General features: G+C 68.0%; 14 protein-coding genes. 6 read left to right on the top strand and 8 right to left on the bottom strand.

The window, feature by feature from the left end; all coding sequences use genetic code 11:
• Positions 1-58: 58 nt before the first annotated feature.
• The 3 genes from B9N72_RS01310 to B9N72_RS01300 form a co-directional block, all read right to left on the bottom strand.
• Positions 59-1,387, bottom strand: a complete 1,329-nt coding sequence (locus B9N72_RS01310; protein ID WP_085274646.1) for an MFS transporter — start codon at positions 1,385-1,387, stop codon at positions 59-61.
• Between the two features lie 523 nt (positions 1,388-1,910).
• Positions 1,911-3,767, bottom strand: coding sequence for an ABC transporter ATP-binding protein (locus tag B9N72_RS01305; RefSeq protein ID WP_085274645.1), 1,857 nt, complete (start codon positions 3,765-3,767; stop codon positions 1,911-1,913).
• Positions 3,768-4,092: 325 nt separating this feature from the next.
• Positions 4,093-4,284, bottom strand: a complete 192-nt coding sequence (locus B9N72_RS01300; RefSeq protein WP_085274644.1) for a Lar family restriction alleviation protein — start codon at positions 4,282-4,284, stop codon at positions 4,093-4,095.
• Positions 4,285-4,534: 250 nt separating this feature from the next.
• Here B9N72_RS01300 and B9N72_RS21555 point away from each other — a divergent pair, with 250 nt between their 5' ends.
• Positions 4,535-4,657: a hypothetical protein gene (locus tag B9N72_RS21555; RefSeq protein ID WP_008954593.1), complete on the top strand. Its 123-nt coding sequence runs from the start codon at positions 4,535-4,537 to the stop codon at positions 4,655-4,657.
• A gap of 217 nt (positions 4,658-4,874) precedes the next feature.
• Here the strand turns inward: B9N72_RS21555 and B9N72_RS01295 are convergent, their stop codons facing one another.
• Positions 4,875-6,491, bottom strand: a complete 1,617-nt coding sequence (locus B9N72_RS01295) for an NAD(P)/FAD-dependent oxidoreductase (RefSeq protein WP_085274643.1) — start codon at positions 6,489-6,491, stop codon at positions 4,875-4,877.
• A 408-nt stretch (positions 6,492-6,899) separates the two neighbouring features.
• Between B9N72_RS01295 and ggt the strand changes: the two genes are divergently transcribed.
• A complete protein-coding gene (ggt, locus tag B9N72_RS01290) occupies positions 6,900-8,660 on the top strand; it encodes a gamma-glutamyltransferase (protein WP_085274642.1) in 1,761 nt (586 codons plus the stop codon).
• A gap of 64 nt (positions 8,661-8,724) precedes the next feature.
• On the opposite strand, the gene B9N72_RS01285 is transcribed toward ggt, so the two are convergent.
• On the bottom strand, positions 8,725-9,291 hold the full coding sequence (locus B9N72_RS01285; RefSeq protein WP_085274641.1) for a helix-turn-helix domain-containing protein: 567 nt from the start codon (positions 9,289-9,291) through the stop codon (positions 8,725-8,727).
• A gap of 102 nt (positions 9,292-9,393) precedes the next feature.
• Between B9N72_RS01285 and B9N72_RS01280 the strand changes: the two genes are divergently transcribed.
• Both B9N72_RS01280 and B9N72_RS01275 read left to right on the top strand, forming a co-directional pair.
• The gene (locus tag B9N72_RS01280) at positions 9,394-10,293 is read left to right on the top strand and encodes a DMT family transporter (protein ID WP_085274640.1); all 900 of its coding nucleotides are present in this window, start codon (positions 9,394-9,396) and stop codon (positions 10,291-10,293) included.
• A 291-nt stretch (positions 10,294-10,584) separates the two neighbouring features.
• A complete protein-coding gene (locus B9N72_RS01275) occupies positions 10,585-11,121 on the top strand; it encodes a glycine zipper 2TM domain-containing protein (protein WP_085274639.1) in 537 nt (178 codons plus the stop codon).
• Positions 11,122-11,270: 149 nt separating this feature from the next.
• Here the strand turns inward: B9N72_RS01275 and B9N72_RS01270 are convergent, their stop codons facing one another.
• Positions 11,271-11,777 carry a M48 metallopeptidase family protein gene (locus B9N72_RS01270; RefSeq protein WP_085274707.1) on the bottom strand — a complete coding sequence of 169 codons (507 nt, stop codon included), beginning with the start codon at positions 11,775-11,777 and terminating at the stop codon, positions 11,271-11,273.
• Positions 11,778-11,910: 133 nt separating this feature from the next.
• On the opposite strand from B9N72_RS01270, the gene B9N72_RS01265 reads away from it, so the two are divergent.
• A complete protein-coding gene (locus B9N72_RS01265) occupies positions 11,911-12,960 on the top strand; it encodes a sigma-54-dependent Fis family transcriptional regulator (protein ID WP_085274638.1) in 1,050 nt (349 codons plus the stop codon).
• Positions 12,961-13,067: 107 nt separating this feature from the next.
• On the opposite strand, the gene B9N72_RS01260 is transcribed toward B9N72_RS01265, so the two are convergent.
• Complete coding sequence (locus B9N72_RS01260) at positions 13,068-14,198, bottom strand: porin (RefSeq protein ID WP_085274637.1); 1,131 nt, start codon at positions 14,196-14,198, stop codon at positions 13,068-13,070.
• Positions 14,199-14,534: 336 nt separating this feature from the next.
• On the opposite strand from B9N72_RS01260, the gene B9N72_RS01255 reads away from it, so the two are divergent.
• On the top strand, positions 14,535-15,791 hold the full coding sequence (locus tag B9N72_RS01255) for an MFS transporter (protein WP_085274636.1): 1,257 nt from the start codon (positions 14,535-14,537) through the stop codon (positions 15,789-15,791).
• Between the two features lie 89 nt (positions 15,792-15,880).
• Here B9N72_RS01255 and B9N72_RS01250 read toward each other — a convergent pair whose 3' ends face one another.
• Complete coding sequence (locus B9N72_RS01250; RefSeq protein ID WP_085274635.1) at positions 15,881-16,864, bottom strand: serine/threonine protein kinase; 984 nt, start codon at positions 16,862-16,864, stop codon at positions 15,881-15,883.
• Positions 16,865-17,020: the final 156 nt, after the last annotated feature.

Raw genomic sequence — 17,020 nt, 5'->3', positions numbered from 1 at the left:
TTTCTGCGCTGCTCTTCACCCCGCTGAGGGCCGCTCGTGACAGATCGTGAACAGGTTCTTACGCGGCGGTGTCTTCCACCTGGCGCGGCGCCATGAAGTACAGCCAGGCCAGCGCGATGAAGTAGGCGGCCGGGATCATGGTGAACAGCACGGCGTAGTTGTTGTGGGTCGTGGTCAGCACATAGCCGACCAGCTGCGTCATGAACATGCCGCCGACGGCGCCCATCATGCCGCCGAAGCCGAACACCGAGCTCACCACGTGCTTGGGCGTGTAGTCCATCACCAGGCTCCAGATGTTGGCGGTCCAGGCCTGGTGGGCGCCGATGGCGACCGAGATCGCCAGCACCGCCATCCACAGGCTGCTGGCGCCGGCGGCCAGCACGATGGAGCTGATGCACAGCGCGCAGATCAGCATCGAGACCAGGCGGGCACGCACCGGCGCCATGCCGCGGCCGATCATGAAGGACGACAGCGCGCCGCCGCCGATGCTGCCGACGTCCGCCATCAAGTAGATCACCATCAGCGGCAGGCCCATCTGCGTCACGCTGATGCCCAGGTGGTACTGCTGGTTCAGGAACGGCGGCAGCCAGTACAGGTAGAACCAGAACACCGGCGCGGTGATGGTGAAGGCCAGCGCGAACGCCCAGGTGCCGCGCATCGTCAGGATGCGCGAGTAGGGCACCTTCTCCGGTGCCGGCTCGACGCCCTGCAGCACGTAGTCGCGTTCCTGCTGGCTGACGCGCGGGTGCTCTTCCGGGTTGTAGTAGTTGCGCAGCCAGAACACGAGCCAGACGGCGCCGAGTGAGCCGATGGTGTAGAACGCCGCCTGCCAGCCCCAGACCGAGAGGATGAACGGCAGCATCAGCGGGGTCAGCATCGCGCCGACGTTGGTGCCGGCGTTGAAGATGCCGGTCGCCATGGCGCGTTCGCCGGCCGGGAACCACAGGCGCGTGGTCTTGACGCAGGACGGGTAGTTGGCGGCTTCGGCCAGGCCCAGGAAGAAGCGGCAGACCATGAAGCCGACCACCGAGGCGGCCAGTCCGTGGGCCGCCGCGGCGATGCTCCACAGCAGCACCGCCAGGGCAAAGGCGCGCTTGACGCCCACCATGTCGATGAAGCGGCCCTGTGCGGCGAAGCCGATGGCGTAGCCGACCTGGAACCAGAAGTTGATGTTGGCGTAGTCCTGCGCCGTCCAGTCCATGGCCTTGGCCAGTACCGGCTGCATCACGCCCAGCGCGGCGCGGTCGATGTAATTCAGCGTGGTGGCGAAAAAGACCAGCGCGAGCATGCCCCAGCGCATCTTGCCGATGGCGAAGGCGCTGCGGATCTTGTCGCCGACGCTGCCGGAGGGGGCGGTCGCCGTCAGGGGGGTGGGGGTAGTCGACATCCTGTTGTTCTCCATTCGTTTCTGGCGACGGCGTCTGCATTGCGTCGTCGCTGTTTTATCGCGTTGTTACAAGGTGTTGTTTTTATTGGGTGTGAAGCAGTGCGCTGGCCTGGCGTCCCGGTGCCGCGGTGCGCGCGGCCGAGGGTCTGGTCAGGGACGGCGTGCGGGGCGGTGATGTCGCGGCGCGACCGTCGGGTCTTGTTTTGCCCCCGGGTGGAGGGCGGCCCGTCGTCCTGCGGGTGTGAGGACGGGGGGCGCTCAAAATGTAGCAACAGGGCTAGGTGACGACAATTCCGATTATCGAAAATATGTTCGTTAATCGGTCAATCGAGAGGGGGACGCCGTTACATCGGCATTCAGGTGATGGTTCTGTTGGTTTGTTGCCATGCAGCACGTGCGCCGGGATGGCCGGCGCCCGCGGTGAGGCCCGGCTGCCGAGCCGGCGCGCCAGGCGGAAAAACCCGGTGTCAGCCCGGCTTCGGCCAACCCGGGCCTCAGGCTGGCACGGTGGTGCCGGACTCGGCTAGCCGGCCGCCACGGTCTCGTCGTCCTCCGCCTCTTCGCCGAGGAAGCCGCCGCTCTGGTGCGCCCACAGCCGCGCGTACAGCCCGCCCTGCGCCAACAGCGCGGCGTGCGTGCCTTCCTCGACGATCTGGCCGCGGTCGAGCACGACTAGCCGGTCCATCGCGGCGATGGTGGAGAGGCGGTGCGCGATCGCCACCACGGTCTTGCCCTGCATCAGGCGGTACAGGCTGCCCTGGATTGCCGCTTCCACTTCCGAATCGAGCGCGCTGGTGGCTTCGTCCAAGAGCAGGATCGGCGCGTCCTTCAGCATCACGCGGGCGATCGCCACGCGCTGGCGCTGGCCGCCAGACAGCTTGACGCCGCGCTCGCCGACATGGGCCTCGTAGCCGTGGCGGCCCTTGGGGTCTGTCAGCGTCTGGATGAAGTCGTGTGCTTCGGCACGGCGCGCGGCGGCGACCATCTGCTCGTCGCTGGCGTCAGGGCGGCCGTACAGCAGGTTGTCGCGCACCGAGCGGTGCAGCAGCGAGGTGTCCTGCGTCACCATGCCGACCTGGGCGCGCAGGCTGTCCTGCGTGACGTGGGCGATGTCCTGGCCGTCGATCAGGATGCGGCCGCCTTCTACGTCGTAGAAGCGCAGGAGCAGGTTGACGATGGTCGACTTGCCGGCGCCGCTGCGCCCCACCAGGCCGATCTTCTCGCCCGGGCGCACCGTCAGGGTGAGCTGGTCGATCACCTTGTTGGTGCCACCGTAGCCGAAGTCGACCGCCTCGAAGCGGATCTCGCCGCGCGTCACTTGCAGTGGCTTGGCGTCGGGGCTGTCGGTGACGGCGATGCTGCGCGACAGCGTGGCGATGCCGTCCTGCACCGTGCCGATGTGTTCGAACAGGCTCGACATCTCCCACATGATCCAGTGCGAGATGCCGTTGAGCCGCAGCGCCATCGCGGTGGCGGCGGCCACCGCGCCGACGCCGACCTGGCCCTGGCTCCACAGCCACAGCGTGGCGCCGGCGGTGCTGGCGATGAGCGCCATGCTGAGGGCGTGGTTGGTGACCTCGAAACCGCTCACCAGCCGCATCTGTCGGTAGGCGGTGAGCATGAACTCCTGCATCGCGCTCCTGGCGAAGCCGGCCTCGCGCTGGCCGTGCGAGAACAGCTTGACGGTGGCGATGTTGGTGTAGGCGTCGGTGATGCGCCCGGTCATCAGGCTGCGCGCGTCGGCCTGGGCGCTGGCGGCACGCCCCAGGCGCGGCACGAAGAAGGCGAGCGTGGCGACGTAGAGCGCCAGCCAGCCGAGGAAGGGCAGCATCAGTGTGAGGTCGAAACGGCCCACCACCGCCACCATGGTGACGAAGTAGATCACCACGAACACCAGGATGTCGGTGACGATCATCACCGTTTCGCGCACCGCCAGCGCGGTCTGCATCACCTTGGCCGAGACCCGGCCGGCGAATTCGTCCTGGTAGAAGCTCATGCTCTGGCCGAGCAGGTGGCGGTGGAAGTTCCAGCGCAGCAGCATCGGGAAATTGCCGGCCAGGCCCTGGTACTTGCACAGCGATTGCAGCGCGATCAACAGCGGGCTGGCCAGCAGGATGCCGGCCAACAGCAGCAGGTTGTGCTGCTGCGTCTGCCACAGCTGCGCCGGCGGTACCTTGCTCAGCCAGTCCACCACCGAGCCCAGCATCGAGAACAGCAGTGCCTCGAAGGCGCCGATCAGCGCGGTGAGCGAGGTCATTGCCGCGATCAAGGGCCGCAGGCCGCGGGTGCAGGACCAGACGAAGGGGAAGAAGCCCTGGGGGGGCTGGGCCGGCGGCGTGTCGGGGTAGGGGTGCAACCGTTTTTCGAACCAGGCGAACATGGGGGAGTGTCCTAAGTCCTGTGTATCCAGCAGCGACGCGGAGCGTGGGAAAGAAATCGTTGTGAGCGCAGCAGATTTATTCACACGCTCTCCAGTAGCTGTTCACGCGCTGTCGCGAGTGGCCCTCAGCGGGGTGAAGAGCCACGCAGAAACCGGAATGGACATGGAGTCCATGAGGCTTTCTGATCGCTGAGCGAATCTCTGCCTGCCCATCTATCGCTGAGCCAATCGAAGATTGGCACGCAGAGATTGGCTCAGCGATAGATTCGCACGCAGTGCACATGAGCCCCGATCAGGGACGCGCAGCAAGAGCGTGAGCAGGTTCTCAGCGCGTGCTGTTCCAGTTGTGTATCGCTTCCTTCTTGTTGTCGGCCTGCGCGCCGATGGCGTTGCAGTTGCCGTTGCCGGCGTAGCGCGTGCATTGCACCCAGTAGCGGCGCGAGCCGCTCTTGATCAGCTCGGCGCGCGAACCGCACTTGTTGCAGGGTTTGAGGGTATCGGGGACGGTCTGGTTCATGTCGGTCTCATGATGGGGCGGCGCGGCAGCCGGATAGTGGGCGATGATACCGCAAAGCCGGCCACGGCACGGCAGGGTCAGGCGCGGCGCAAGTTGGCGGCCGCGCAAGATAATGCTATCCGCGGCGGGCGGACGGCCTATCATCTGCTTATGCGGGGTCACCGTCGGCACCGCTACAGGGAGACACCTTCAACAGCCTTACCGTAGTGCCGGGGCAGGACACGATGCCGGCACTGCCAGGAGATATCCCATGGCTAAAGGTCAAGTGCGCAGCAACAAGGAAGTCAAGAAACCGAAGCAGGCCAAGCAGAAGGTGGTGGAGCCGGGCTCGATCATTCCGCCGGGCAGGGGCCGCGAACCGGCCAAGAAGTAAGAACCAGTTCATGATCTTACTGCGCGATCCCTGATCGGGGTTCATGCGCTGCGCGAAATCCTCATGTACTCCAGTACATTCCGGTTTCTGTGCTGCTCTTCACCCCGCTGAGGGCCGCTCGCAATAGATCCTGAACCGGTTCCAAGCGGCCGGACAAGACAAAACCCCGTCAGCGTGACGGGGTTTTTGTTTCTGGCGAGATTGTCCGGCGGCTGGCTCAGGCCAGCTTCAGGATGCTGCGCGCCACTGCCTCGGCCACCTTGATGCCGTCGACCCCGGCCGACAGGATGCCGCCGGCGTAGCCGGCGCCTTCGCCGGCGGGGAACAGGCCGCGCACGTTCAGGCTCTGGCAATCCTCGCCGCGGGTGATGCGCAGCGGCGACGAGGTGCGGGTTTCCACGCCGGTCAGCACCGCGTCGTTCATGGCGAAGCCGCGAATCTTCTTGTCGAAGGCCGGGATCGCCTCGCGCATGGCGGCGATGGCGTAGTCGGGCAGCGCGCTGGACAAGTCGCCCAGCTTGACGCCCGGCTGGTAGGACGGCGTGACCGTGCCGAGACGGCTGGACGGCCGGCCGGCGAGGAAGTCGCCCACCAGCTGGCCGGGCGCCTCGTAGGTGCCGCCGCCCAGCACGAAGGCGCGCGACTCCAGCTCGCGCTGCAGCACGATGCCGGCCAGCGGGCCACTGCCGGGGTAGTCGGCCGGGGTGATGCCGACCACGATGCCGGCGTTGGCGTTGCGCTCGGCCCGCGAGTACTGGCTCATGCCGTTGGTGACGACGCGGTTGGGTTCGGAGGTGGCCGCCACCACCTGCCCGCCCGGGCACATGCAGAAGCTGTACACCGAACGGCCGTTGCCGGCGTGATGCACCAGCTTGTAGTCGGCCGCGCCCAGAAGGGGGTGGCCGGCGTACTTGCCGAGGCGCGCCTTGTCGATCAGCGTTTGCGGGTGCTCGATGCGGAAGCCCACCGAGAACGGCTTGGCCTCCATGAACACCTCGCGTGCGTGCAGCATCTCGAAGGTATCGCGCGCGCTATGGCCGAGCGCCATGACCACGTGGTCGGACAGGATCTGCTCGCCGTTGGCCAGCACCAGGCCGCGCATCTGCCGGCCAGCCGGGCCGTCTTCGATCAGCACGTCGGTCACCTTGTGCTCGAAACGGATCTCGCCGCCCAGCGCCTCGATGCTGGCGCGCATCTTCTCGATCATGCTGACCAGGCGGAAGGTGCCGATGTGCGGCTTGTTGACGTAGATGATTTCCTCGGGGGCGCCGGCCTTGACGAACTCTTCCAGCACCTTGCGGCCGAGGTAGCGCGGGTCCTTGATCTGGCTGTACAGCTTGCCGTCGGAGAAGGTGCCGGCGCCGCCTTCGCCGAACTGCACGTTGGATTCCGGGTTGAGCACGTTCTTGCGCCACAGTCCCCAGGTGTCCTTGGTGCGCTCGCGCACTTTCTTGCCGCGCTCCAGGATGATCGGCTTGAAGCCCATCTGCGCCAGGATCAGCCCGGCGAACAGGCCACAGGGGCCGAAGCCGACCACCACCGGCCGGCTGCCCTGAGTGCTGGGCGCCTGGCCGACGAAGTGGTAGCTCATGTCCGGGGTCGGCACGACGTGGACGTCGCTGGCGAATTTTTTCAGCAGGGCCGCCTCGCCCTCCACCTCGACATCGACGATGTAGATCAGCTGCATCGCCGATTTGCGCGCGTCGTAACTGCGTTTAAACACGGTAAAGCTGCCCACTTGGGCCTCGGGCACGCCCAGGTAAGCCACGATGGCTTGGCGCAGCGCCGCTTCCGGGTGGTCGAGCGGCAGTTTGATTTCAGACAATCGCAACATGGGTGATCCAGATCCTTGGCTTCGGCGCGCGGCAGAAGCCTTTACCAATCAACAAGGTGGCTATTGTAAGAGAGCCGGGCCCGGCGAGGTAGCTTATTCACCGTGCCGCGGGATGGTGCGTCCGGTTTTCCGTGTGTCATGCATCGCTAAATGACGGTTATCCGAACGCGTGTCGCTTTCATTCAAAATCTTACGTCATAGAATGAAGGAGTTAGCACCGCCGATGGTGATGTCATGGCGGGCATGAATCATGCAGCGTGGGCGGGGTTGAAATACCAGCAGGCCGTAGAGCCTGCCGCTTCACCGGGCACGTCCGCGCCGTCGCTAGCGCCGCTACGACGCGCCCGCCACCCCAGACCAAGGCGCAGAGACGCCCTGGCCGATGCCGTCAACAAAGGAGAGTCATTCATGCCGTCTTCCCGTCTCCGTCGTCCCTTCGCCCTCGGCGCCATGGCGCTGGGCCTGGCGCTGGCCTTCGCCCCGGTCGCCTCGCAAGCCGAAGCGCCGGTCGCCGCCCCGGTGGTCAAGTACGACTACGATCAGGACATCTTTCATCCCGTCTACGCCAAGCACGGCATGGTGGCCGCCGAGCACGAGCTGGCCAGCCGCATCGGTGTGGACGTGCTGAAGCGCGGCGGCAACGCCGTCGATGCTGCCGTGGCGGTCGGCTTCGCGCTGGCGGTGGTGCTGCCCAACGCCGGTAACCTCGGCGGCGGCGGCTTCATGATGCTGCACGACACCAAGAGCGGCCAGGACGTGGCGCTCGACTTCCGCGAGATTGCCCCGGCCAAGGCCAGCCGCGACATGTATCTGGACGCCAAGGGCAACGTCGCCGAGGGCCGCTCGACGTACACCCACCTCGCCATCGGCGTGCCGGGCACGGTGGCCGGTATGGAGCACGCGCTCCAGCGTTGGGGCACGATGAAGCTGGCCGACCTGATCGCGCCGTCGATCAAGCTGGCCGAGGACGGCTTCGTGGTGAGCCCGACCATGGCCAAGATGCTGGAGGTGGAGAAGGACAACCTCGGCAAGTGGGAGAGCACGCGCGCCATCTTCTTCAAGAACGGCCGCCCGCTGCAGCTGGGCGACAAGCTGGTGCAGAAGGACTTGGCCAAGTCGCTGCGGCTGATCGCCAAGCACGGTTCCAAGGTGTTCTACCAGGGCGAGATCGGCGACAAGATCGTGGCCGAGATGGCGCAGCACGGCGGCCTGATCGGCAAGGATGACCTCACCCACTACAAGGTCGAGGAGCGCGTGCCGGTCAGCGGCGACTACCGCGGCTACAAGGTGGTGTCGATGCCGCCGCCGAGCTCGGGCGGCACCCACATCATCCAGATCCTCAACATGCTGGAGCGCTACCCGCTGGCGCAGTACGGCGTGAACAGCGCGCAGACCATCCACGCTATGGCCGAGTCGATGAAGCTGGCCTACGCCGACCGCGCCGAGTACCTAGGCGACCCGGGCTTCGTCAAGGTGCCGGTGAAGGGACTGACCTCGAAGAAGTACGCCGACGAGCTGGCGCAGAAGATCGACCCGGTCAAGGTGCTGCCGGCCGCCGCCATCAAGCCGGGCAAGCCGCAGCCGTATGAGAGCGACCAGACCACGCACTACTCCATCGTCGACGCCAAGGGCAACGCGGTGGCGGTGACCTATACGCTGAACCTGAACTTCGGTAGCGGCATCGTCGCCAAGGGCACCGGCATCCTGCTCAACGACGAGATGGACGACTTCTCGGCCAAGCCGGGCGTGCCCAACGCCTACGGCCTGATCGGCGGCGAGGCCAACGCGATCCAGCCGGGCAAGCGTCCGCTGTCGTCGATGTCGCCGACGCTGGTGCTGAAGAACGGCAAGCCGTGGCTGGTGACTGGCAGCCCGGGCGGCGCACGCATCATCACCACCACGCTGCAGACCATCGTCAACGCCATCGACTTCGGCATGAACCCGGCGGAAGCGGCCTCGACGCCACGCGTACACCACCAGTGGCTGCCGGACCAGCTGCGCGTCGAGAAGGGGCTGAGCCCGGACACCATGGCGATCCTCAAGCAGCAGGGTTACCAAGTGTCGGTACAGCCGACCATGGGGCGCACCCAGACCATCCAGCTGCGCGACGACGGCCTCTATGGCTACTCCGACCCGCGCAACCCGGACGGCGCCACGCTGGGCTACTGAGCGCCGGGGTGTGTGACCGCCAAGCCGCGTTCCTTCGGGACGCGGCTTTTTGCATGTCCGCGCCTCAGCGCGCCAGCAGCACGTTCTTGGTGAAGCGCACCGGCACGGCGCCGGGGTTGAGGTAGGCGTAGCGCTCGTCGGAGGCGAAGGTCAGCGAGTCGCCGGGGCCGAGGCGCTGGCGTGTGCCGGCACGTTCCAGTTCCAGCTCGCCGGCGATGACGTACAGCATCTCGTGGCTGCCGGCGGGGTCGGCTTCGGCATCGTAGCGTTCGCCGGCGGCGAGCTGCCAGAGCCACAGCTCGACGGTGCGGCCGGCGCTGCCCAGGCTCTGCAGCAGGCTGGCGTGGCTGTCGGCGTGCCGGCCCTGCCACACCGTCACCGGGGCCGCCGGCTGGCGTGGGTTGGCCGCGGGCGGGCGCACCAGTTCGGCGAACGACAGGCCGAGCGCGGCGGCGAGGCGGTCGAGCGTGGCCAGGCTGACGTTGCTGTCGCCGGCTTCGATGTTGACCAGCATGCGGCGGCTGACGCCGGCGGCGGTGGCCAGCTTGTCCTGGCTCCAGCCCAGCGTCTGGCGCGCCTGACGCAGGTTGGCCGAAACATCGAGCAGCACTTGCGGCGGGGTATCGGGCATGATTTGAGCACTATATTGCACAGTGAGCGATATGTGCAGTATAGTGCACTAAGCCGTTTCGCGGCAATCGACCCTCGCTTTCCTTTCCCGTGGAGTTCCGTCATGACCTCATCCAGCGCCACCTTGCCCTTGCCTTCCGGGGCGCGCCCCTCGCGCCTGCCGGACCTGGTGTTGCTGCTGATCACGGTGGTCTGGGGCGGCACCTTCCTCGCGGTGCAGACCGCGCTGCAATGGGCCGGGCCGTTCGGCTTTGTCGCGCTGCGCTTCGGCGTGGCCGGGGCGCTGGCCTTGCTGCTGTCGTGGCGTCACTTGCGCGGCCTGACCCACGCCGAACTGCGCGCCGGGGTGCTGATGGGGGCGGTGCTGTGCGGCAGCTACGGCTTGCAGACCATGGGGCTCGGCCTGATCGCCAGCAGCAAGTCGGCCTTCCTCACCGCGCTCTACGTGCCGCTGGTGCCGCTGATCATGCTGCTGCTGTTCCGCCGTCCGCCGCCGCTGGCGGCCTGGCTCGGCATCGCGGTGGCCTTCGGCGGCCTGGTGCTGCTGTCCGACCCGCGCGGCCTGGAGTGGTCGTTCGGCCTCGGCGAGGCGCTGACCCTGGCCGGGGCGGCGATGATCGCACTGGAAATCTGCCTGCTCGGCCGCTACGCCGGGGGCTGCGAGCCACGCCGCATGGCGGTGGTGCAACTGCTGACGGTGGCGTTGCTGGCGACGCTGCTGATGCTGGCGACCGGCGAGGCCGCGCCGCAGCCGACGCCGGGACTGATCGGCTGCGTGCTCGGGCTGGGGCTGGCCACCACGCTGATCCAGGTGGCGATGAACTGGGCGCAGCAGACGGTGCCGGCCACGCGCGCCACGCTGATCTACGCCATGGAGCCGGTGTGGGGCGGGCTGGTGGGCTGGCTCGCCGGCGAGCCGCTCACCGTGCCGGCGCTGTGCGGCGCCGCGCTGATCGTGGCCAGCGTGCTGGTGGCCGAGCTGGGCAAGGGGCGGCAGGACTAGTCAAGGTAGGGGTATGGCATCCAAGCCTGTTCCAATAGGCGAGCGAGCCGAAGCAGGTTGAGTGTCGCCAGCGCACAGGAACCGGAATGGACATGAAGTACATGAGGATTCCGTATCGCTGAGCGAATTGAGAATTCGCACGCAGTACTGCCGGCGCTCAAGATGCGAAGGCACAGCCGCCTAGTGGCTTAACATCCGTTAACAACTATTTACAAGGCATACATATCGTCTCCCTATACTGGCCGTCACCGCCGTCTCGTGGCGGATTGCCGACTCTGGAGAATCCCGATAATGAAAAGAATGCTGATCGCCACGCTGCTCGTCGCCGCCGGCAGCGCCCAAGCGATGACCTTTACCGACTACGCCACGGTGCTGAAGAGCGAGCCGCGTTACCAGACCGTCAAGGACGATAACTGCGAGCAGGTCAACGAACCCGTCGCGGCACCGGCCCCGAGCGGCGGCCTGGAGGGCATGGTGACGGCGGAGAACGGCGGGGCGCTTCTGGGCGGCCTGGTCGGCGGGGTGCTGGGCCACCAGGTCGGCGGCGGCAAGGGCAAGACCGCGGCCACCATCGTCGGCGCCATCGGCGGCGCCATGGCCGGGCAGCAGATCGCGCGCAACACCCAGGGCGCACGTCCGACCACGGCGGCGCGCACCGTGTGCCACCCGTCGCAGCGCGAGGAACTGGCCGGTTACGAGGTGACCTACGAATACCACGGCCAGCGCAACACCGTGACGCTGCCCAGCGATCCGGGCCGGCGCCTGAAGATGACGGTCAACGCCCAGCCGGCGGCCAACGCGTCGGCGGCGAACACCACCAACTACTGAGTCGTCAGAACCGGTTCATGCGCTTTTTATGGCGGCGGCCGAGTGCCACCGGCCCGGTGCCGTTCGTCAAGAAAGCGTGAGCCGGCCCTGATCAGGGTTGGCCGAAGGCCCGGGTCTTCGGCCAACCTTTGCCCCATCGCGCCGGGTGCTCAGCCCGGCTCCATCAGGTTCAGCTCGCGCGCGGTGAGCCACAGCCGCAGGTCGAATTCCAGCTGGTGGTAGTCCGGCTCCATGTGGCAGCACAACTGGTAGAACGCCTTGTTGTGCTCCTTCTCCTTCAGGTGCGCCATTTCGTGCACCGCGATCATCTTCAGGAACTGCGGCGGCGCCTCGCGGAACAGCGTGGCGATGCGGATCTCGTTCTTGCTCTTCAATTTGCCGCCCTGCACCCGCGCCACGAAGGTATTGGTGCCGAGGGTGCCGTGCACCGGATGCTGGCGGTTGTCGTACAGCACCTTGGCCAGCGGCGTGGCGTTCTTCAGGTAGCGCTGGCGCAGCTCGGCCAGGTACTGGTACAGCGCGCGGTCGGTCTGCACCGCGTGGCGCTCCGGGTAACGCTCGGCCAGCCACGTGCCCAGGCGCCGGTTGGCGACCAGCGCGCGCACGCGCTCGAGCAGCGCCGGCGGGTAGCCGGCGAGGTAGGGAAAATCGGACATGCGCCATTGTAGCGCGGCGCCGCCCATCCCCGACCAAAGATGAATGGTGGGGTGGCGCGCTCCCTTGTACAAAGCAGGAGAGACCGGGCGTCTTCAGCGGAAGACGGCGAGCCCGGCGACAGGGAGAGACTGCATGGCTTATCTGCAACATCACGTGCCGGCGGCGGCGCCGCCCGCGGCGGAGACCGGACGCTCGGCCTTCGGCGGAGGCCGGCCGCGCACGCTGGACGACTTCCTCGCCGGCGACCCCCGGCTCGCCGCGGTGGCGCGCCGCGCGCTGCGTCTGGTCGGCAAGGACATTCCGCTCTTGATCGAAGGCGAGACCGGCACCGGCAAGGAGCTGTTCGCGCGCGCCTTCCACCGCAGCGGGTCGCGCTTCGACCGGCCCTTCGTGGCGGTCAACTGCGCCGCGATCCCGGAAGGGCTGATTGAATCGGAGCTGTTCGGCTACGAGGAGGGCGCCTTCAGCGGCGCGCGCCGGCGCGGCCACGTCGGCAAGCTGCTGCAGGCCAACGGCGGCACGCTGTTCCTCGACGAGATCGGCGACATGCCGCTCGCCTTGCAGGCGCGCCTGCTGCGTGTGCTGCAGGAACGCGAGGTGACGCCGCTGGGCTCGAGCCGGGTGCTGCCGGTCGACTTCTCGCTGCTGTGCGCCACCCACCGCGCCCTGCCCGAGGCGGTGGCGGCGGGCCGCTTCCGCGCCGACCTCTACTACCGTATCAACGGCGTGCGCCTGGCGCTGCCGCCCCTGCGCGAGCGCAGCGACCTGGTGCCGCTGGTGGCGCAACTGCTGGCGGACGAGTCCGGGGGGCGGCCGGTGGCGGTGGCGCCGGCGGTGTGGCAGGCGTTCGCCCGCTACCCCTGGCCCGGCAACTTGCGCCAGCTGCACGGCGTGCTGCGCACCCTGTACGCGCTGCTGGAGCCGGGCGAGACCCTGCTGCCGAGCCACCTGCCGGAGGAGTTGCTGGAGGTCATGCCGGCGGCCGAGGTCGAGGAGGCCGGCGAGCCGCCCGCCGCGCCGCCCCGTTCCACCCCCGCCCACGGCGAGCGCCTGGCCGAGGTCGAGCTGCAGCTGATGCGCCGCGTGCTGGCCGACTGCAACGGCAACGTCAGCGCCGCCGCGCGCCGCCTCGGGGTCAGCCGCAACACCCTGTACCGCCGCCTCAAGCCGGCGCCGCGCTGACGGCGCGTTCACCCATCCCCCCAAACGGCCGAAGCCCGACGCTCCTCTCCGGAACGTCGGGCTTCGGCGTTGGCGCCTCGCCCGCCATGTGGCGGGCGGCAACACGATCAGAAGAACAGGATGGCGCCGAGCGACACGCTGTCGGTGTCGATGTCGGTGACCTTGTTGCGGCGGCGGTTCAGTTCGCCCACCAGGGTCAGGTTCGGCGTCAGGCTGTAGTAGGCGCCGAGCGTGGTGCCGGCGACGCGGTTGATGTCGCCGCTGCCTTCTTCGCTGGTGGCCTTGGTGCGGCTCTCGCCGTAGCTCACGCCCAGTTTCAGGTCGTCGATCTTGTAGGTGGCCTGCGCCAGGTAGCCGTTGGAGCGGCGGTTGTTGCCGTCGGCGTCGGTGCCGCCGGAGAACAGGATGGTGTCGCCGATGCCCTTGCCGCTGAAGCCCTGCGCCATCAGCCCGACGTTGCCGATGTCGGCCTTGGCGCCCAGCTCGAAGCCGGTGGCGTTGTTGTCGCGGATGCGGGTGAACTGCTGGTTGACGAAGCCGAGCCAGGCCTTGCCCGAGGCCGCGTTGCTCTTGAAGCCGTACTCGGCCAGCCCTTGGTAGCCCGGATGGCTGCCGGTGGTGCCGGTGCTGTCGACGTCCTTGTTGTCGAACACGCCGAGGCTGGCGTGGAAGCCGTTGTAATCCGGCGTGGTGTAGGTGATCTGCGGCTGGAACTCGGCGTAGATGTAGCCGGCGCCGATGCCGCCCAGCGTGGTGTTGATGTTGCGTGCCAGCCCGGCGCCGCCGCCGACGCCGATCAGCGTCATGTCGTTGAGGATGGCGTTGGACTGGAACAGGCCGATATCGCGGCCGAACTTGAAGGTACCGATCTTGTCGTTGCCGAAGCTCAGGTAGTTGGTCCGCGCGTCCACGGTGGACTTGCCGACGCCGGAGGTGGTGCCGGCGAAGGCCGGCGAGTCGGAATCGATGCCCGGCCACATGCCGATCACGCCCTTGATGTCGAGGCCCTTCTGCTTGGTGGCGGCGGTGATGTTGAAGTAGCCCGGCAACAGGCCGTTCTCGATCTGGCTGCTGCGCTCGGCGTTGTCGGCCTTGCTGGTGGTGTAGAAGGCGTTGACCGAGCCGCTGATGTCGAGCGTCCAGCCCTTGTCGTTGTAGACCTCCAGGGCCATGGCCTGGCCGGCGAACAGGGCGGCGACGAGGCTGGCGAGCAGGGTGGTTTGAGTTCTGGTTTTCATGGTTTCTCCATTCCGGTGGCAAACGAGGCGACTGCCGGGCGTCAGGTGCAAGCGCCATTCCCACGCCGGGAAAAACCGTCTACGACTTTGGTATGTAATGCGCTATCTCGTTGAAACCAATGGGGTTTGTGGCGGTCTGGCGGCACCGCGGGCGTTCCTGGTCCGGCCGCGCCCGGCCCGACGCGGCGCGGCCGCTGTGGCGAAGTGCAACACTGTGTCAGCCTGGTACAGCGCCCCGCCCCGGCCGTTGCGCCAGTCTGCAACGCCGTTCCGGGCTGGCGCTCGGGGCGGGGCAAGGGTACGCTGTCGCCTCCCCCGTCATTTCCTTGCCCGCCCATGAACTCTGCCTCGCCGGCCGTGCCGGTTTCGTTGCGTCGCTTCCGTCCATTCTGGCTGTACTGGCTGACCCGCGTCTGCCTCACCAGCGGTTTCCAGATCCTCACCGTCGCCATCGGCTGGCAGGTGTACTCGCTCACGGGCAGCGCGCTCGATCTGGGCCTGGTGGGCTTGCTGCAGTTCCTGCCGCGGGTGCTGCTGGTGCTGGTGGTGGGCTCGGTGGTGGACCGCTTCGACCGCCAGCGCATCGTCACGGTGAGCCTGCTGGTGCAGGCCGCGGTGGCGGCGCTGCTGGGCCTGGGCAGCGCGCACGCCGGCTTTGCGGTGAGCCGCGAGCTGATCTTCGCGCTGTCGGTGCTGATCGGCACCTGCCGCTCCTTCGACATGCCGGCGATGCAGGCGCTGCTGCCCAACGTGGTGCCGCCCGCGCTGCTGCCGCCGGCGGTGGCGGCGGCCGCTTCGGCCAACGAGGCGGCCACCATCCTGGCGCCGGCGCTGGGCGGCTTCCTCTACGCGCTGGGGGCCGAGTTCACCTACGGCCTCGACCTGACGCTCTACCTCGGCGGCGCGCTGCTGCTGTCGCGGCTGGCGGCGCGCCCGTCGGAGCCCTCGCAGCAGCGCATGACGCTCGATTCGCTGCTGGTGGGGGTGCGCTTCATCCAGAGCCGGCCCGACATCCTCGGCGCCATCTCGCTCGACCTGTTCGCGGTGCTGCTGGGCGGGGCTACCGCGCTGCTGCCGATCTACGCGCGCGACATCCTGCACACCGGGCCGTGGGGGCTGGGGCTGCTGCGCTCGGCGCCGGCGGTGGGCGCGCTCTTGATGTCGGCCTACCTGATGCGCTTCCCGATCGCGCAGCGGGTGGGGCGGGTGATGTTCGCGGCGGTGGCGGTGTTCGGGCTCGCCACCATCGCCTTCGGCCTGTCGACCTCGTTCGGCCTGTCGCTGGCGGCGCTGGCGGTGTTGGGGGCGTCGGACATGATCAGCGTGGTGATCCGCACCACCTTCGTGCAGCTGGAGACCCCGGACGAGATGCGCGGCCGCGTCAGCGCGGTCAATTCGCTGTTCATCGGTGCCTCCAACCAGCTGGGCGAGTTCGAGTCCGGCGCCACCGCGGCGCTGCTGGGCACGGTGCCGGCGGTGGTGGCGGGCGGGGTGGGGACGCTGTTGGTGGCGGCGCTGTGGATGCGGCTGTTTCCGACGCTGGCGCAGCGTCACCGCCTGGTGCAGGAGCCCGCCGCCGACACCGCCGGCTGAGGCCCCCGGCTTGCTGCGCGCCGCCTGGCGGGCGTGATAGGGCTGACTGCAGGAGGAAGGCCGCGCTGCGGCGGCTCAGGATCGCGCGCTCACACCGGCCACAGCGGCGCTTCGTCCATCAGCGCGATCTGCTCGCGCAGCGCCAGGATCTGGTCCTGCCAGTAGCGCGGGCTGTCGAACCACGGGAAGGCCGCCGGAAACGCCGGGTCGTGCCAGCGTCGCGCCAGCCAGGCGCTGTAGTGGATCAGCCGCAGCGTGCGCAGCGCCTCGACCAGGTACAGCTCGCGCGTGTCGAACTCGCAAAAATCCTCGTACCCCGCCAGCAGATCGGCCAGCTGGGCGCTCTGCTCGCTACGTTCCCCCGACAGCAGCATCCACAGATCCTGCACCGCCGGTCCCATGCGGCAGTCGTCGAAATCGACGAAGTGCGGCCCGGCCTCGGTCCACAGCACGTTGCCGGCGTGGCAATCGCCATGCAGGCGGCGCAGCGTGATGGCGCCGGCACGGTCGTAGCCGCGCGCCACGCCGTCCAGCGCCTGGCGCGCCACGCCCAGGTACACCTCGCGCAATTCGTCCGGGATGAACGGGCAGTCGGCCAGATAGGTCAGCGGCTCCACGCCGAAGCTCGCGGCGTCCAGCGTCGGCCGCTGCGCGAACGGCGTCACCGCGCCGACGGCGTGGATGCGGCCGAGGAAGCGTCCCAGCCATTGCAGCGTGTCCGGCTGGTCGAGCTCCGGGGCACGCCCGCCGCGGCGCGGGAACAGCGCGAAGCGGAAGCCGGCGTGCTGATGCAGCGTGCTGCCCGCGATGTCGAGCGCGCCCACCACCGGAATCTCGTGGCCGGCCAGTTCCGCCACGAAGGCGTGCTCTTCCAGAATCTGCGCTTCGCTCCAGCGCTCGGGGCGGTAGAACTTGGCCACCAGCGGCGGCGCGTCGTCCAGGCCGACCTGGTAGACGCGGTTTTCGTAGCTGTTGAGCGCCAAGAGCTGGCCGTTCACCGGCAGGCCGAGGCCTTCCAGTGCGTTCAGCAGGCAGTCCGGGGTGAGCCCGGCAAAAGGAGGGGACGTGGTCATGGCTGCATTATACGACCTCGGCCACGCCGCGGCGTGGCGACGCTGACGCGCACCGTCGCGCCCAGCGCGGATGCGTCGCGTTGTGGCCGGGCGGGGCTGGCCGGCGCATGCCCCTTCCGGCCGGGACGGGGGATTCTCCGCTACACTGCGGGTCTT

The organism is Pseudogulbenkiania subflava DSM 22618 (assembly GCF_900177275.1).
GTDB classification, from domain to species: domain Bacteria; phylum Pseudomonadota; class Gammaproteobacteria; order Burkholderiales; family Chromobacteriaceae; genus Pseudogulbenkiania; species Pseudogulbenkiania subflava.
This window is presented reverse-complemented; position numbering and strand designations above follow the sequence as displayed.

What these genes read in the sequence shown, in the direction of transcription:
- B9N72_RS01300 (WP_085274644.1), bottom strand. Translation starts at nt 4,284, where the DNA reads ATGAACCAGACCGTCCCCGATACCCTCAAACCCTGCAACAAGTGCGGT.
- B9N72_RS01295 (WP_085274643.1), bottom strand. Translation starts at nt 6,491, where the DNA reads ATGTTGCGATTGTCTGAAATCAAACTGCCGCTCGACCACCCGGAAGCG.
- B9N72_RS01260 (WP_085274637.1), bottom strand. Translation starts at nt 14,198, where the DNA reads ATGAAAACCAGAACTCAAACCACCCTGCTCGCCAGCCTCGTCGCCGCC.
- B9N72_RS01265 (WP_085274638.1), top strand. Translation starts at nt 11,911, where the DNA reads ATGGCTTATCTGCAACATCACGTGCCGGCGGCGGCGCCGCCCGCGGCG.
- ggt (WP_085274642.1), top strand. Translation starts at nt 6,900, where the DNA reads ATGCCGTCTTCCCGTCTCCGTCGTCCCTTCGCCCTCGGCGCCATGGCG.
- B9N72_RS01280 (WP_085274640.1), top strand. Translation starts at nt 9,394, where the DNA reads ATGACCTCATCCAGCGCCACCTTGCCCTTGCCTTCCGGGGCGCGCCCC.
- B9N72_RS01250 (WP_085274635.1), bottom strand. Translation starts at nt 16,864, where the DNA reads ATGACCACGTCCCCTCCTTTTGCCGGGCTCACCCCGGACTGCCTGCTG.
- B9N72_RS21555 (WP_008954593.1), top strand. Translation starts at nt 4,535, where the DNA reads ATGGCTAAAGGTCAAGTGCGCAGCAACAAGGAAGTCAAGAAACCGAAG.
- B9N72_RS01310 (WP_085274646.1), bottom strand. Translation starts at nt 1,387, where the DNA reads ATGTCGACTACCCCCACCCCCCTGACGGCGACCGCCCCCTCCGGCAGC.
- B9N72_RS01255 (WP_085274636.1), top strand. Translation starts at nt 14,535, where the DNA reads ATGAACTCTGCCTCGCCGGCCGTGCCGGTTTCGTTGCGTCGCTTCCGT.
- B9N72_RS01305 (WP_085274645.1), bottom strand. Translation starts at nt 3,767, where the DNA reads ATGTTCGCCTGGTTCGAAAAACGGTTGCACCCCTACCCCGACACGCCG.
- B9N72_RS01270 (WP_085274707.1), bottom strand. Translation starts at nt 11,777, where the DNA reads ATGTCCGATTTTCCCTACCTCGCCGGCTACCCGCCGGCGCTGCTCGAG.
- B9N72_RS01285 (WP_085274641.1), bottom strand. Translation starts at nt 9,291, where the DNA reads ATGCCCGATACCCCGCCGCAAGTGCTGCTCGATGTTTCGGCCAACCTG.
- B9N72_RS01275 (WP_085274639.1), top strand. Translation starts at nt 10,585, where the DNA reads ATGAAAAGAATGCTGATCGCCACGCTGCTCGTCGCCGCCGGCAGCGCC.